Origin of the sequence: Piscibacillus halophilus (assembly GCF_900110685.1) — a bacterium.
Classification (GTDB): domain Bacteria; phylum Bacillota; class Bacilli; order Bacillales; family Alkalibacillaceae; genus Piscibacillus; species Piscibacillus halophilus.
Window position 1 is genome coordinate 65,353 of the sequence record NZ_FOES01000003.1, and the last position, 15,417, is coordinate 80,769.

Consider the following 15,417-nt stretch of genomic DNA (forward strand, 5'->3'; position numbering starts at 1 on the left):
TCATTTCCTCCGTCTCAAGGCTGAGTCATAAACAACCTTAAGAATGTTACAAATCAAAATTAAAGGTAGTATGATAGAATTAATAAAAATTAAAGTGAATGAATATTCGCTTCATAATACCTCTAGTCTAATATTACTAATGAATTTAAAGGATATTCTTCGACTTTAACGAATAAAATTTGTAGGTGAGTTAAATGTTTAATAAATTCTTCTCGAAAATGGCTAAATGGACGATTGCTCTAATGCTTATAGGTTTTGGTATTGCCTTGATCCTACAAAATCTAAGTATTATTTCCCTGGAAATGTCGAATGTTGTCTGGAACTCTTGGCCTATAATTATTGTATTAATTGGTTTAGTATCGTTTTCAAATTATTTTATTCCATACAAATCAGGCAGCTGGAAGTTTGGCTCCTTCTTAATAGTCTATGGTGCTTTACTATGGGCTGGAAATTTTAATTATATTGAGTTTGGTTTAATTGATGTTTGGAAATTATGGCCACTTATCTTAATTTATATTGGCACAAACATTTTAGCTGGCCGCAAAACGGTTTCAATTTATGTGGATTCAACAGATGGAGAAGACGCTCATAAAGACCAAGACTTTATAAAAACACAATCAACTTCCAATGGCTCGGAATATAATCACAAGGTAGAGTCTGAAGACCAAAAAGAAAAGACAAAAGGCGATTTTTATTATCACTATAAAAGACAACGACACTTTATTTCAGATATTAATTATTCAAAAGATAATTGGGAAGTCAAGGATATGGATTTGTGGACTGGTATAGGTGATTTGTATTTTGATTTTTCAAAAGCCTATATTCCTAATCACGAAACTAAAATTCGTTTGCGTGGTTATATTGCGGATATCCATATGAAGCTTCCTGAAAATGTTGCTTATAAAATCTATGCCAATGTCAAAATTGGTGATGCAAAGGTCTTTAACCAAAATCGTACAGGTATAGGTAGTGCTGTGACTTATGTATCTGATAATTATGACACGGCGACTAAAAAAATTGATATTCATATGGATTATAAAATCGGAGACATAAGGGTTAATTACGTTTAGGAGCGATGTTAATGTTGAAAAAGCTCAAGGGGATTCGCTTCCAGATGATGCGAACGGAACTATATATTATTTATTTTTCTTTATTAGTTATTTCATTAATATCTTTTTTTACTTATTCAGTGTTTAAACCTGAGTGGCTATATTTAGAAGCCATTTTCTTTCTATTAATTATGAATATCGTGATTATGACACCTGTTGGCTTATACGTCATTTATAAACAAACTAAATACATTAAAGATCGCCTTCATGCTTTTTCAATTTTTGTATCAATGCTTCAACAAGGTAAATATAGTGCTAAGTTATTTTTAGAAGAATCTGAGGATGAATTAGATAATTTTACTGAAGAATTAAATGATCTAGCTAATAAGATGAAGGATCAGGTTAATACGCTTCAAAGGTTGGCTGATGAAAAATCTGAGTATGCCCAACAAGCTCACATTGCTGCAACAATGGAAGAAAGACAGCGACTTGCTCGTGATTTACATGATGCTGTTAGCCAACAATTATTTGCGCTTACCATGATGTCGCAAGCCACGGTCAAATTAATCGATCAAAAACCAACTAAAGCCAAAGAACAAATAATGGAAATTTCAGAGATGGCATTGCAGGCACAAAATGAGATGAGAGCATTACTATTACATTTGCGTCCAATCTATTTATCTGGCGAACCATTACATGAAGGAATTGTTAGATTAATAGAAGAGTTAAAGAAGAAATCGACATTACATTTCGATTTAGATATTGATGAAATCGAACTATCACAATCTAAAGAAGAGCATATATTTAGAATGGTTCAAGAAGCTTTATCAAATATTTTAAGACACGCGAATGCTCAAAACGTAAAGGTGGAACTAAAAAATCGAGATCAAGAAATCTTCATTCATATTGACGATGATGGGGTAGGATTTAAAGCTAATGAACAGTTAGAACAAAAAACCTCTTATGGGTTAAAAACAATGAAAGAACGATGTGAGGAAATAGGCGGCACCCTAAGAATTAAATCTCAAGAAGGCCAGGGAACATATATTGATATTAGGATACCAAAGTAGGAGTGGTGAATGTGGACCCAATTAAAGTGTTGGTCGTGGATGATCACGACGTGGTACGTAAAGGAATTATTACTTACCTTATGACAGAAGAAGATATAGAAATCATTGGAGAAGCTTCAAGTGGATTTGATGGAGCTGATTTAGCACGAGATTTGAACCCGGACGTTATTTTGATGGATTTAATCATGGAGAACGGTACTGGAATTGATGCAACAGAACAAATTATGAAAACGAACCCAGATACTAAAATTATCATCCTTACAAGTTATTATGATGATGAAAAAGTGTTCCCAGCTCTTGAAGCAGGAGCATTTAGTTATATGTTGAAAACGTCATCTGCAGATGAAATAGCTTCAGCAATTAAAAAAGCAGCAAAAGGAGAAAATGTCATAGAACCTAAAGTTGCAGGAGCGATGATGAATCGCATTCGTACACCTGAACGAATGCCACATGAATTACTTACAGAAAGAGAACTAGAAGTATTAATTTGTATTGGTAATGGTCTTACGAATAATGAAATTAGTGAAAAATTATATATAGGAATTAAGACAGTTAAGACACACGTCAGTAATATTTTAAGTAAGTTGGATGTTCAAGACCGAACTCAAGCAGCTGTGTATGCCCATCGAAATGGGTTAATGAAGGAAACAAAGTAAAGGGAGAATCTATTGATTTTCCTTTTTATTTTCCCTTCATAAAATATAGAATTGGTATTAAATCTGTTCGGATTATGATGACGTCCATTGCCCTCCATTAACGTGAAGCGTTTGCCCAGTTACAAATCGTGAATCATCGGAAGCGAGATAAACAAAGGTAGGGGCAACTTCAAACGGCTGACCTTGCCGCTGCATTGGATTACCGGCTAATGTCACTTCATCCGCAGAGAAGCTAGATGGGATGAGTGGTGTCCAAATACGTCCAGGTGCAATGGCGTTTACCCGTATCCCCTCTTTAACTAAATTATTTGCTAAGGCTCTCGTGAAACCAATATTAGCCCCTTTAGTTGCAGTATAATCAATCAATTGATCGTTCCCTTCGTAAGTTACGATCGATGAAGTATTGATAATGGAACTACCAGCCTTCATGTATGGAAGTGCTGCACGTGTCGTGTAGAAATGAGAGTAAATGTTTACTTTAAAAGTATCATCGAACTGTTCATCAGTAATATCTAGTAAACTCAATTGTTGAAATTGAATCCCGACATGATTGCAAAGTATGTCTAGTTGCCCATATGTTTGGATGGTTTTTTCTACGATGTCATTACATTGTTGTTTCTCTCTTAAATCGCCTGGTAATAATAAACAGTGCTGACCTATTTCTTCAATTCTTGACTTAGTGCGATTTGCATCCTCGTGCTCATCTAGATAAGCAATGGCAACATCTGCCCCTTCTTTAGCAAATGCGATTGCAGCTGCAGCACCTATTCCACTGTCACCACCTGTAATTAACGCGACCTTTCCGACTAGTTTTCCACTTCCCTTATAATTAGGATTTTCAATAATCGGTCTTGGAACCATCAACTTTTCTACACCAGGTTGGCGAAATTGTCGTTGTTCTGGAACGGTGATTGGAATTTCTTCGTATCGAGTTATTTTTCCATAATTGGGATACATCGGGTAGTTTTGTTCATCTGTTTTATTTTGATGTTTGTGTTGATCCTCTGACATATCATTATCCTCCTAGAAGTAGCCATTTTTCAATACATTATGTTACATAGGCGAATTAAGTGCATGGCTAAACTTAATAAGTCAATATGTATAAACACAAGATTGCTGTACTAGCTCAAGATCTAGAAAGATTGAATATGATAAAAAGGGAGAGGAATAATCTTATGGAGGCGAGCAATTTGTATTATTATAATCCAGAAGTAAAATTTTTGTTAGTTAATCATTCCGAAGAAATGGTTGAATTGTTATATGATTTCAACTCTCACACGTGGGAAATGCCTGAAATTGGACCAAGACCCCCATATTATGATAATCCACGGTATGAACCATACTATCCAGTGATCTAGTTATCGTTCATTTTCTTTAAACCTTAAAAAATAGTTTTAAGGTTTTATATAAACAAATATCTTTAATTTAAGATAAATTCAAGATATTATTTGGACTAGATATATATAGAAAGTTCATTTAAGAATTAATATTTCTTTTAATAACCGGGTATAAGAAGAACAGTTGTACATTAAAGCTACACTTTTTTAATGGAGGTGGTTCTTAATACTTTGATAGGAGGCAAGAAGGGAGATTAATCGATGGGACTTTTAGACAAGTTAATTGGCAAACCAAAATCTAATTCAAAGGAGATGGAAAAAGTGGCGAACGTTAAATTAGCGGTAGTATTTTATAGTATGGGTGGTACGAACTATCAATTAGCAAAGTGGGCTAAAGAAGGTGCTGAAGAAGCTGGAGCTGAAGTGAAATTATTAAAAGTTGAAGAGTTAGCACCCCAATCAGTGATTGAAGGTAATGAAGCATGGAAAGCGACTGTCGATGCTACGAAAGATGTACCAGTCGTACAATCAGATGATGTTGAATGGGCAGATGCTATTATTTTCAGCACACCAACACGATTTGGTAATATGGCGGCACAAATGAAACAATTCCTCGATACTCAAGGTGGACTTTGGGCGAGTGGTAAGACAGTTAATAAAGTTGTAAGTGCGATGTCTTCTGCTCAAAATCCTCATGGCGGGCAAGAAGCTACCATTCTTTCCCTATATACTTCAATGATGCACTGGGGCGCGATTATAGCAACTCCTGGTTACACAGATCAGGTCCTATTCGGTGCAGGTGGTAATCCATACGGCACTAGTGTAACGGTCGACCAAGATGGTAACATGGTTGAAGATGTTGAAGGTGCGGTTAAACACCAGGCGAAGCGTACTGTAGATGTGGCCAAGTGGGTTAAGAATGGATCACAAAACACTTAATGAGTGAAATAATTTATTTATAAATTTCTACTCTATTTGATAGTGGGCAATTGTTCAATAATCTTAAAGCAGATGTATCGAGATACATCTGCTTTTTAAATGTTATAATATTTAGTTGAAAAATTACCACTCTATGTTTGTTAAGGCTCAATGACATCAAGTTGAGTAACATATGAATGTCCAGATACATAAGTAGGCGATTCTTCTTGTTTAGCATGGGATTTTTTAAAGTCCTGAGAATTTCTCCATTGCATAAAATCGTCTACTTGTCTCCATTGAGTTAGAATCACATAAGTATTGTCTCTGGTTGGGCGGAGGATTCTAAAGGCTACAAAACCTTCTGCTGATTCAATACTACCAGAGCGTTGCTTGAATTTATTTTCGAGTATCGGTCCGCCTTCAGATGTAACAGGGATATTATTTAAAACGATATACCCATATGGCTTTAAATCGCCAATTGCTTCAACAATGTCGTACTCTCTAGGCTCTTTTAAAACATGTTGTTCTTCATCTTCAATGATTGCTCTCGCATCGCCATCTAATTCTTCCATGACAATTAGCTTTTCATTTTGATCCCTTAATGAAAGTAAAAAGTCTTTAGTACCGAGAGTCATCCATAATTTTTTCATAGAATATTCACCAATCCTTCATAATCTCTTTAGTTTAGAACTTTTAACAAGTGTACTATAATGTAGAAAGTTTGAGACAAACTATAACAAAAGAATGTTTAGATGAGGTGGCTAGTTTTGAAGTGGTTAAAGCCATTCAATGAAAAGTATCCACGTTTTAAGTGGTTTGTATACAGTATAGCAGGTTTTATTGTCATAAGTTTATTGGGCTATTTGTTCATTTTACTCGGTGGACGATTTGTTGTGGATGAGAAAAATTTTGTGTTGTCTGAGTCTACGGTGTTATTAACGGAAGATGGAGAGGAAATTATTAAGCTTTATGATGAAAATCGGACATACGTTCCAATTAACGATATTCCGGATCATGTCAGACAAGCTTTTCTAGCGATTGAAGATCACCGTTTTTATGACCACGCAGGAGTGGACTTTTGGGCTGTGACAAGAGCATTGTCACGAGACATCCTTACTTTAAGTAAAGCAGAAGGAGCTAGTACCATCACCCAACAGCTTGTAAAAAATGTTGAATTGACTAATGATAAATCTTGGATGCGTAAGACGAAAGAAGTGATGGGTGCAATCTATTTAGAACGTGTAAAAACGAAAGACGAAATATTAGAGTATTATTTAAATGAGATTTACTTTGGTCATGGAATTTATGGAATTGAAGCAGCTTCTCAATACTTTTTCTCAAAGTCAGTAGAAGAATTAAACTTATCAGAAGCGGCAATGTTAGCTGCCATGCCTAAAGCTCCAAATCGCTACTCACCATTAAACAATGAAGAGTTAACTTTGGAGCGCCGTAACTTAGTGTTAGAGCGGATGTATAATTTAGACATGATCGATGCGGATAAGTTGAAGCAAACAACTGGCAAAACATTGGGGTTAAATCTAGGTGAGCATGAAGAAAACCAATGGTTAAACAGCTACATAGATTTAGTAGTTGATGAAATCGAAGACATTTATAACTTAAGTCGTCAAGAAATTTATACTGGCGGGTACGAAATTACGGTAGGGCTAGACAAGCAAGCTCAATCCATTATTTATCAAGAACTTCAAAATGATAAGTACTTTCAAGGGTCAAAAGACAATACGGAAGCAGCTGTTGTTATATTAGACCAACAATCCGGAGCGATACGGGCTGCGGTAGGTGGTAGACAATACAATCGTGGGGATTTAAACCGAGTTAAAGTTAAGCGACAGCCTGGTTCAACTATCAAACCATTAGTCGTTTACGGCCCAGCTTTAGAGGAAAGTTATTTTGCGCCTTATACTATTTTAAAAGATGAGTTGAAGCAATATGATGGTTATGAGCCACGAAATCATAATGATTCATACGTAGGAGACATCACCTTATATGATGCTTTAAGGCTGTCAAAAAATACAACTGCAGTATCAGTATTAAATGAAATTGGGATTGATAAAGGTAAAAGTTATTTAGAAAAAGTAGGCTATGAACTAAACGATCAAGGGTTATCAGTCGCTCTTGGTGGACTTAAAAAAGGACTCACTCCTTTACAAATGGCAGCGGCTTATCGGACTTTTTATGATGAAGGATTTTATATTAAACCTTATTCTGTTATAGAAATAAAAAATCGAGATGGACAAACGTTAGAGAATTCACGTGAAGAATCTCAACGATTATTTTCAAAACAAACATCATGGTATTTAACTAGAATGCTTGAAGCGGTGGTTGAGGATGGTACGGCAAGTACTAGTCAATATCCTAAAGGTTTTGCAGGTAAAACTGGGTCTACTCAACACCCTCATGTAGAAGATGGTTATAAAGATGCTTGGTTTGTTGGGTTTAATCCTACTTACACTATTGCTACTTGGATTGGCTATGATCAAAGTGATGAGGAGCATTATTTAACTAAAGGCAGTTCACTTGCAACCCAATTATCTAGCAGTGTTATGACACAGCTAGATGCTATTCATGGTTTTCCAGCAACATTTAATAAACCTGAAGACGTTGAAGATTTAGAAGAACCGATTAGACTTCCATCGATTGAAGATTTTGATGCGAGGTTCTCTGTTGGTCTATTTGATGGATTATATATTGAGTTAACTTGGACAGCTAGTGATGACGATCGTGTCGAATATCATGTTTACAAAGAGTCAAATGGAAAACAAGAATTGGTCGGACGGGTAAAAGGAAAAGGGCGATATATCGATCATTCTGTTGAATATATTAACAATCCGACCTATTTTGTTGTCCCTGTAAATCCGCACAATGATCAAAGTGGTTCTCCTTCAAATAAAAGTCGAGCGTTTTAAGAAGCCAAGACATGAATTTTCTTTAGACATTCTGGGGCAAATTCATGACAATTCCTATAGATTGCTATACACTAGACCTTTTTTCTTATATAGTGGTATTGGATTAAATGGTCGAGAATGAAAGGTGAAATGTTAGATGAAAGAATTTAATGATACCATTTTACGAGCTTATAATGGTGAAAAAACAGACTACACGCCACTTTGGTTCATGCGTCAAGCAGGACGTTCACAACCCGAGTATCGCAAACTGAAAGAAAAATATTCTTTGTTTGAAATTACGCATCAACCAGAGCTTTGTGCCTATGTGACTGAGCTGCCAGTTGTTAACTATCATACAGATGCAGCGATATTATATAAAGACATTATGTCTCCACTTCCACCAATTGGTGTAGATGTTGAAATCAAAAAAGGGATAGGTCCCGTAATTGATAATCCTATTCGTTCGAAAAAAGATATTGACCGTTTAGGTGAGTTAGATCCTGAAAATGATTTACCGTATGTTTTAGAAACGATTAGAATTTTAACAGAAGAAAAGCTTAATGTACCTTTAATTGGTTTTAGTGGTGCACCATTTACGTTAGCAAGCTATATGATTGAAGGTGGACCATCAAAACAATACAATAAAACTAAAGCTATGATGTATGGGGACTCTGAAACTTGGTTCGCCTTAATGGACAAATTAGGGGAATTAGTTATAGAGTATACAAAGGCACAAATTAAAGCCGGAGCACGTGCCATACAAATTTTTGATTCTTGGGTAGGAGCTGTTAGTGCTCAAGACTACCGTATATTTATTAAGCCAGTTATGGAAAGGATTTTTACCGCCCTTAAAGAGGAAAATGTCCCAACCATCTTGTTTGGTATAGGAGCTAATCATTTATTATTAGAATTTAATGATTTACCTGTATCAACAGTTGGGCTTGACTGGAGAACATCCATTACTGAAGCTAGACAAATGGGAATTACTAAAACCGTTCAAGGTAACCTTGATCCTGCTGTATTGTTAGCAGATTGGGATATCATTGAAGCTAGAACTAAAGAAATTCTAGATCAAGCTAAGAACCAGGATGGGGGTTATGTGTTTAACCTCGGTCATGGCGTCTTTCCAGAAGTGGAACCAGATACATTAAAACGACTTTCACACTTTGTACATGAATATTCAGCAAAATAAAGGAGATGAAAAACATGGCAACCAAAAAAGTAGGACTACTCGTAATGGCCTATGGTACGCCATACAAGGAAGAAGATTTAGAACGATATTATACTCATATCCGTCATGGAAGAAAGCCTTCTGATGAAGCATTAGAAGATTTACGCAGTCGTTACGAAGCCATTGGTGGCATTTCACCACTTGCAAGAATTACTCAAGAACAAGGTGAAGCGTTAGAAGCTAAACTTAATGAAGAACAAGATGACGTACAGTTCAAACTTTATCTTGGTTTAAAACATATTGATCCATTTATTGAAGATGCGGTGGAACAAATGGCTAAGGATGGCATCAAAGAGGCCGTTAGTATTGTGTTAGCACCACATTACTCAACATTTAGTATTAAATCTTATAATGGACGTGCTCAGGATGAAGCATCTAAGCATGGTATTCAGCTAAAATCAGTCGTTGATTGGTATAATGAGCCAGGTTTTATTAATTACTGGGTTGAGCAAATTAATAAAGTTTATGGTTCTATGCCTGAAGATGAAAGAGAAAATGCTTGCTTAATTGTTTCAGCTCATAGTCTTCCAGAGAAGATTATTCAAGATGGAGACCCTTACCCTGATCAATTACAAGAGACAGCAGATCTGATTGCCAAAGAAGCGGGTATTACAGATTATGAAATTGGTTGGCAAAGTGAAGGAAATACGCCTGAACCATGGTTAGGCCCTGATGTTCAAGATTTAACGCGAGACTTATTTGAACAGAAAGGCTATCAAGCATTTGTATATGCACCGGTTGGATTTGTTTCTGACCATTTAGAAGTTTTATTTGATAACGATGTTGAATGTAAAGATGTCTGTGATGATATACAAGCTTCATACTACCGTCCAGAAATGCCTAATACACATCCGAAGTTTATTGAAACTTTATCTAAAGTCGTTTTAGACACAATGAAAGGCTAGGCGTTGTTCATGCGTAAGCGAGTTGTTGTTGTCGGCGGAGGCATTACTGGGCTTACCGCTGCTTATTATTTAAAAAAGGAACAATCTCATAACATCGACCTTACATTAATTGAAGCGACTAACCGTTTAGGTGGAAAGATTGATACGATGAGAAAAGACGGTTTCACCATTGAACGTGGTCCTGATTCATTTTTAGAACGTAAAACAGATGCTAAACAGCTAGTAGAAGATTTGGGTTTAGACGATGAATTGGTTCGCAATGCTACTGGACAGGCATTTATACTGTCCCATGACCGTCTTCACCCAATTCCAAAAGGGTCCAAGATGGGGATCCCACTTGAATGGAAGCCGTTTTTGCAGTCTTCATTATTTACACCACGTGGTAAAATCGCTGCATTTAATGACCTTGTAAAAGGACGTTCTAATGAGCATGGAGACCAATCTGTCGGTCTTTTCTTCAGGCGTCGATTAGGAAATGAAGTGGTCGATCGGTTAATTCATCCTTTAATCTCTGGTATATATGCAGGGGATATCGATTATTTAAGTTTACAAGCAACATTCCCACATTTTAAAGATGTAGAACAAAATCATAGAAGCTTAATTAAAGGGTTAAGAAAAGCCAGTCAGAATGAAACTAAACAACAAAAACAAGGGCAGTTTTTAACCTTAAAGTCAGGGTTGCAACCGATTGTCAATCAGCTTGAAAAAGAAATAGGGGAGCAAAACATCCTATTAAATAGTAAAGTTACGCATGTAGAGAAAAAAAATGATTCTTATCTTTTACGAGTGGACCATCAAGAAGAACCAATTGAAGCTGATTTTGTTATCATGACAACTCCACATAGAATAACGGAAAAAATCTTTAGTCAGTATGATTTTATGCATCATTTCACAGAAGCTAAAAGTACATCAGTTGCCAATGTGGCATTAGCATTTGAAAAAGATGCTATTGATAATTTACCTCACGGAACTGGCTTTGTCGTATCTCGAAAAGAACGTTATCGGATTACAGCATGTACATGGACACATAAAAAGTGGCCTCATACAACACCAGATGGACATATTTTAGTACGTGCTTATGTTGGTAAACCTGGTGACGAAGAAGTATTAGACAAAACGGATGAACAGATTGAAAGCATTGTATTAAAGGATCTTCAGACCATCATGGAGATCAATAAACCACCACTATTCAAAGTTGTATCAAGATGGTATGATGCGATGCCGCAATATACAGTTGGTCATATGGATCGACTAATAGAATTAGAAGGCAAGTTATCTGAACACCTTCCAAATATCTTTCTTGCTGGCGCATCTTACCGCGGAGTAGGGTTACCTGATTGTATGAAGCAAGCGAAAGCTGTTATACAACAAATCAAACAAAAAATATGAATGAATAAAAGAAAAGCACCTAGATGACTCCATCTAAGTGCTTTTTCTGTTTTAGGGACCTGTTTAGCTACAGGCCATTATGGCAATGATTAAATGACGGTAGAACACTTTTCACACTTATTCGTGTAGCAATCTGCTTGTTCTTCCATCTCCTTTTTACAAGCGGCACATTTCTTCTTAGGAAGGTTTTTAAAAAACTGAACGGGTGATAGTAACATGAGATTCCTCCTCGTGTCCTTTTAATTATACTATACTGTATTAATACAGTTTTGTTAATACCTTTTTCTGTTTTAGTACAAAAAATAGGAGGTAAGACCTATATGGAGGTTAAAGTAATTGGTTTTTGGGGAGCTTATCCCGAAAAAAATGAAGCAACTTCTTGTTATTTGTTGAAACGTGGAGATTATCAATTGGTCATTGATTTAGGAAGTGGTGCATTATCCAGACTTCAAAACTACATCAATTTAAAGGATCTAGATGCAGTGGTTTTGTCACATTTTCACAATGACCACATTGCTGATGTTGGTTCATTGCAATATGCATGCTTAGTGGAGGAACAGCTCAAGCAACGATCCAATAAACTACCAATTTACTCGCATCAAAAAGACCCACAAGCTTTTCAACAATTAACACACCAAGCAACTGTTGGACGAGCCTACCAAGCAAACGGTTCTCAAACTATTGGTCCATTTAACTTTACATTTTTAGCTACAAAACATCCAAAGCATTGCTACGCTATGCGTATTGAGCTTGACGGTTTAACAGTCGTATATACAGCTGATACGTCATACTTTGAAGAACTGGACACATTTTCTAAAGGAGCGGATTTACTAATTGCCGAAACAAGTTTTTACAAAGGAATGAATGGCAAGAGTGCAGGCCATATGACGAGTGAAGAAGTAGGGCGATTAGCAACTAAGGCAGGGGTTAAAGAGTTGTGGCTCACACATTTGCCACACTTCGGAGATCATCAGCAACTACTCTCTGAAGCAGCTGAGCACTTTACTGGTAAAATTGAACTCGCCCACGAAGGCTTAACTTGGGCTCGTAAAGATTGAAGTTAAGTCCGAAGTTCTATAAAATGATATAGGAAGAAACTATTAGGAGGATACATACTATGCTTTATTTTATAGATAATGAAAACATTACAGATCCTTATATCAATTTGGCAATAGAAGAATATGTTTTAAATCACCTAAATATTAGTGATGACCAACAATATCTATTGTTTTATGTAAACGGTCCATCGATTATTATTGGACGAAACCAAAATACGATTGAGGAAATCAACACGGATTTTGTCGATGCCAACAATATTAAAGTTGTACGCCGGTTATCTGGTGGGGGAGCCGTTTATCACGATTTAGGTAATCTTAACTTTAGTTTCCTTGCCAAAGATGAAGGAGATAGCTTTAGTAACTTTGCGAAGTTTACTCAACCAGTAGTTGATGCGTTACAAAAACTTGGAGTTAATGCAGAACTTTCTGGTCGTAATGATTTAACAGTAGATGGACGTAAAATCTCAGGTAATGCTCAATTTACGAAAAAAGGTCGTATGTTTAGTCACGGAACCTTAATGTATGATTCTGAGGTTGAAAATGTCGTGTCTTCACTTAAGGTTAAATCTGAAAAAATTCGTTCTAAAGGAATCAAATCGATTCGTAGTCGTGTAGCCAACATTTCTGAGTACTTAAATGAGAAAATGACGATGAATGAGTTCAAGGAGATTTTGTTGAAATACATTTTTGATGTTGAAGATGTAAAAGATGTACCACGTTATGAATTAAAAGAAGAAGACTGGAGGAAAATTAACGAGATTTCAGAGAATCGATATCAGAAATGGGAGTGGAATTATGGACACTCACCAAAATTCAACATCCAACATTCAAAACGAATTGAAGGTGTCGGTTCTTACGATGTTCGTTTGGAAGTCAAAAAAGGCATTATTGAAGATGTCACGATCTTTGGAGATTTCTTTGGAATTGGTGAAGTATCTGAACTTGAACAAGTGCTGAAAGGTGTCAAATATGAACGAGCTTCTATCAAAGAAGCTACTCAAGATGTGAACATTCAGCATTATTTAGGAAAAATCGAAGAAGAAGATTTCTTATCATTAGTTTATTAAAAGTTGAACCACAGCTATGGGATTGATAGCTGTGGTTTTTAAATTAGAAGCATTTTATGTGAATAGTAAATATTAAAATACTCTTACAATTTTGAATAAAGAAAGCCCTTACACTTGAAGGATTCCCTAATATAAATTATAATAAATTCAGAATATAATGAATGATTATTCATTCATACTTTCCATGAGGGGGATTATACATATGAATCTGAGTGACCAGTTGTCGTTAACTGCAAGGGAAAATCTGGCTAAAACGGCATATGTGTTCAATGGGGAAGAAACGAACTACCAAACACTTGAAGGTTCAGTCACAAAGTTTGCATCTAGCTTGCAAGAGTTAGGTTATCAGAAAGGTGATCACATTGCTTTAGTGGTTGGAAACACCCCGCATTTTATCATCGGTATGTATGGGGCATTACGTCTGGGTTTAACCGTTATTCCAGTAAACCCAATTTATACAGCTGATGAAATCGCTTATATCTTGAACAATGGTGATGTTAAAGGTGTTATTACACTTGATGTATTGATGGAAAAGTTTGAGAAGATGGACAAGATGTTTCCGAATATAGAACATTATATAGTGGGTGAGACAACACCTGATTATGATGTGAATCAGTCTTCTTTAAGTGAACGTTCGTTTTCATTTACAAAACTTGTACATGGTGGCAGTCTCGAGCTTGAAAGACCTATGCTTCACGATGATGAAACCGCTGTTATTCTTTATACTTCTGGGACAACAGGTAAGCCAAAAGGTGCCATGCTCACTCATAAAAACTTGTATTCTAATGCGAAGGACGTAGCAGAATACTTAGAAATTGGAGCAAATGATCGTGTAATTGCAGCACTACCAATGTTCCATGTATTTTGTTTAACAGTCGCTTTAAATGCTCCGTTGGTCAGTGGAGCAACCGTGTTGGTGGTTCCTAAATTTTCACCAGAAGCTGTTTTTCAAATTACAAAAGATTTTAACGCCACAGTTTTCTCTGGGGTACCGACCATGTACAACTATTTATTACAATACCCTAATGAAGATGAAAAAGATTTTTCTTCTATAAGATTATGTATCTCAGGTGGTGCATCAATGCCAGTGGCTTTATTAGAAAAATTTGAAGAGCGCTTTGATGTACGGGTATCTGAAGGTTATGGATTATCTGAAGCATCACCTGTAACTGCGTTTAATCCATTAGATCGTCCACGTAAAGCTGGATCAATTGGAACTAATATTGTGAACGTTGAAAATAAAGTCGTCGATGAAAATGGAAACGAGTTACCTCCTGGTGAGGTAGGAGAATTGATTGTACGTGGTCCGAATGTAATGAAGGGTTATTATAAAATGCCTGAAGAAACGGAAGCATCCATAAAAGATGGTTGGTTATACACAGGCGATATGGCACGAATCGATGAAGAAGGTTACTTCTACATTGTAGATCGTAAAAAGGATTTAATCCTTGTTGGAGGATATAACGTTTATCCGCGCGAAGTCGAAGAAGTTTTATATAGTCATGGTCAAATTAGTGAGGTCGCAGTAATTGGTGTGCCTGATCCTAATTTAGGTGAAGCAGTGGTTGCCTTCGTTGTTTCGACTGATGAATCTGTGACTGAAGAAGAACTTTTAGAACTATCGAAAGAGAAGCTTGCTAAATATAAAGTACCGAGTGAAATTCGCTTCCTTGACGAGTTACCCAAAAATACAACCGGAAAAATTTTAAGAAGAAGTTTAAAAGAACAACTCGCAACACAATAATAAAGTAATCGCTTTCAAAATACCTTGGTTGAAATGACCAGGGTATTTTTTTTGTTAAAAAGGGGTTGATTTTTCATTAGAAGATCCATA

15 protein-coding genes are annotated in these 15,417 nt (G+C 36.1%); 12 read left to right on the forward strand and 3 right to left on the reverse strand.

The genetic code is table 11. The annotated features are described in order from the left end of the window. Nucleotides 1-194: 194 nt before the first annotated feature. From liaF to BMY57_RS02675, 3 genes are read left to right on the forward strand one after another with little or no spacing between them, the layout of a single operon-like run. Nucleotides 195-1,070 (forward strand): cell wall-active antibiotics response protein LiaF, encoded by an 876-nt coding sequence (liaF, locus tag BMY57_RS02665; RefSeq protein WP_091772480.1) that lies wholly within the window; start codon nt 195-197, stop codon nt 1,068-1,070. Nucleotides 1,071-1,081: 11 nt separating this feature from the next. Further along, complete coding sequence (locus tag BMY57_RS02670) at nt 1,082-2,119, forward strand: sensor histidine kinase (protein ID WP_091772481.1); 1,038 nt, start codon at nt 1,082-1,084, stop codon at nt 2,117-2,119. Between the two features lie 11 nt (nt 2,120-2,130). Then, nucleotides 2,131-2,775, forward strand: a complete 645-nt coding sequence (locus BMY57_RS02675) for a response regulator (RefSeq protein WP_091772482.1) — start codon at nt 2,131-2,133, stop codon at nt 2,773-2,775. A 72-nt stretch (nt 2,776-2,847) separates the two neighbouring features. On the opposite strand, the gene BMY57_RS02680 is transcribed toward BMY57_RS02675, so the two are convergent. Further along, nucleotides 2,848-3,786 carry an SDR family oxidoreductase gene (locus tag BMY57_RS02680; RefSeq protein WP_091772483.1) on the reverse strand — a complete coding sequence of 313 codons (939 nt, stop codon included), beginning with the start codon at nt 3,784-3,786 and terminating at the stop codon, nt 2,848-2,850. A 164-nt stretch (nt 3,787-3,950) separates the two neighbouring features. On the opposite strand from BMY57_RS02680, the gene BMY57_RS02685 reads away from it, so the two are divergent. After that, a complete protein-coding gene (locus BMY57_RS02685; RefSeq protein ID WP_091772484.1) occupies nt 3,951-4,133 on the forward strand; it encodes a hypothetical protein in 183 nt (60 codons plus the stop codon). A 240-nt stretch (nt 4,134-4,373) separates the two neighbouring features. Next, nucleotides 4,374-5,051 (forward strand): NAD(P)H:quinone oxidoreductase, encoded by a 678-nt coding sequence (gene wrbA, locus BMY57_RS02690; RefSeq protein ID WP_177176312.1) that lies wholly within the window; start codon nt 4,374-4,376, stop codon nt 5,049-5,051. Nucleotides 5,052-5,191: 140 nt separating this feature from the next. Here wrbA and BMY57_RS02695 read toward each other — a convergent pair whose 3' ends face one another. Beyond that, nucleotides 5,192-5,680 carry an antibiotic biosynthesis monooxygenase family protein gene (locus BMY57_RS02695; RefSeq protein ID WP_091772485.1) on the reverse strand — a complete coding sequence of 163 codons (489 nt, stop codon included), beginning with the start codon at nt 5,678-5,680 and terminating at the stop codon, nt 5,192-5,194. A 117-nt stretch (nt 5,681-5,797) separates the two neighbouring features. On the opposite strand from BMY57_RS02695, the gene BMY57_RS02700 reads away from it, so the two are divergent. The 4 genes from BMY57_RS02700 to hemY all read left to right on the forward strand — a co-directional run bounded on the left by BMY57_RS02700 (nt 5,798) and on the right by hemY (nt 11,458). Then, on the forward strand, nt 5,798-7,954 hold the full coding sequence (locus BMY57_RS02700; protein ID WP_175615285.1) for a transglycosylase domain-containing protein: 2,157 nt from the start codon (nt 5,798-5,800) through the stop codon (nt 7,952-7,954). 136 nt (nt 7,955-8,090) lie between these two features. Continuing rightward, complete coding sequence (gene hemE, locus BMY57_RS02705; RefSeq protein ID WP_091772487.1) at nt 8,091-9,125, forward strand: uroporphyrinogen decarboxylase; 1,035 nt, start codon at nt 8,091-8,093, stop codon at nt 9,123-9,125. 14 nt (nt 9,126-9,139) lie between these two features. Next, nucleotides 9,140-10,069 (forward strand): ferrochelatase, encoded by a 930-nt coding sequence (hemH, locus tag BMY57_RS02710; protein ID WP_091772488.1) that lies wholly within the window; start codon nt 9,140-9,142, stop codon nt 10,067-10,069. A gap of 9 nt (nt 10,070-10,078) precedes the next feature. Then, the gene (hemY, locus tag BMY57_RS02715; protein ID WP_091772489.1) at nt 10,079-11,458 is read left to right on the forward strand and encodes a protoporphyrinogen oxidase; all 1,380 of its coding nucleotides are present in this window, start codon (nt 10,079-10,081) and stop codon (nt 11,456-11,458) included. An 89-nt stretch (nt 11,459-11,547) separates the two neighbouring features. Here hemY and yhfH read toward each other — a convergent pair whose 3' ends face one another. Next, nucleotides 11,548-11,676 carry a protein YhfH gene (gene yhfH / locus BMY57_RS02720; RefSeq protein ID WP_091772490.1) on the reverse strand — a complete coding sequence of 43 codons (129 nt, stop codon included), beginning with the start codon at nt 11,674-11,676 and terminating at the stop codon, nt 11,548-11,550. Nucleotides 11,677-11,778: 102 nt separating this feature from the next. On the opposite strand from yhfH, the gene BMY57_RS02725 reads away from it, so the two are divergent. The 3 genes from BMY57_RS02725 (at nt 11,779) to BMY57_RS02735 (ending at nt 15,327) form a co-directional block, all read left to right on the forward strand. Beyond that, nucleotides 11,779-12,516: an MBL fold metallo-hydrolase gene (locus tag BMY57_RS02725; protein WP_091772491.1), complete on the forward strand. Its 738-nt coding sequence runs from the start codon at nt 11,779-11,781 to the stop codon at nt 12,514-12,516. A 59-nt stretch (nt 12,517-12,575) separates the two neighbouring features. Next, entirely contained in the window at nt 12,576-13,583 is a 1,008-nt protein-coding gene (gene lplA, locus BMY57_RS02730; protein WP_091772492.1) for a lipoate--protein ligase, read from the forward strand. Nucleotides 13,584-13,785: 202 nt separating this feature from the next. Next, entirely contained in the window at nt 13,786-15,327 is a 1,542-nt protein-coding gene (locus BMY57_RS02735) for a fatty acid--CoA ligase family protein (RefSeq protein WP_091772493.1), read from the forward strand. The last annotated feature ends 90 nt before the right edge of the window (nt 15,328-15,417 follow it).

What these genes read in the sequence shown, in the direction of transcription:
- lplA (WP_091772492.1), top strand. Translation starts at nt 12,576, where the DNA reads ATGCTTTATTTTATAGATAATGAAAACATTACAGATCCTTATATCAAT.
- BMY57_RS02725 (WP_091772491.1), top strand. Translation starts at nt 11,779, where the DNA reads ATGGAGGTTAAAGTAATTGGTTTTTGGGGAGCTTATCCCGAAAAAAAT.
- hemE (WP_091772487.1), top strand. Translation starts at nt 8,091, where the DNA reads ATGAAAGAATTTAATGATACCATTTTACGAGCTTATAATGGTGAAAAA.
- hemY (WP_091772489.1), top strand. Translation starts at nt 10,079, where the DNA reads ATGCGTAAGCGAGTTGTTGTTGTCGGCGGAGGCATTACTGGGCTTACC.
- BMY57_RS02670 (WP_091772481.1), top strand. Translation starts at nt 1,082, where the DNA reads ATGTTGAAAAAGCTCAAGGGGATTCGCTTCCAGATGATGCGAACGGAA.
- hemH (WP_091772488.1), top strand. Translation starts at nt 9,140, where the DNA reads ATGGCAACCAAAAAAGTAGGACTACTCGTAATGGCCTATGGTACGCCA.
- wrbA (WP_177176312.1), top strand. Translation starts at nt 4,374, where the DNA reads ATGGGACTTTTAGACAAGTTAATTGGCAAACCAAAATCTAATTCAAAG.
- BMY57_RS02695 (WP_091772485.1), bottom strand. Translation starts at nt 5,680, where the DNA reads ATGAAAAAATTATGGATGACTCTCGGTACTAAAGACTTTTTACTTTCA.
- BMY57_RS02680 (WP_091772483.1), bottom strand. Translation starts at nt 3,786, where the DNA reads ATGTCAGAGGATCAACACAAACATCAAAATAAAACAGATGAACAAAAC.
- liaF (WP_091772480.1), top strand. Translation starts at nt 195, where the DNA reads ATGTTTAATAAATTCTTCTCGAAAATGGCTAAATGGACGATTGCTCTA.
- BMY57_RS02685 (WP_091772484.1), top strand. Translation starts at nt 3,951, where the DNA reads ATGGAGGCGAGCAATTTGTATTATTATAATCCAGAAGTAAAATTTTTG.
- yhfH (WP_091772490.1), bottom strand. Translation starts at nt 11,676, where the DNA reads ATGTTACTATCACCCGTTCAGTTTTTTAAAAACCTTCCTAAGAAGAAA.
- BMY57_RS02735 (WP_091772493.1), top strand. Translation starts at nt 13,786, where the DNA reads ATGAATCTGAGTGACCAGTTGTCGTTAACTGCAAGGGAAAATCTGGCT.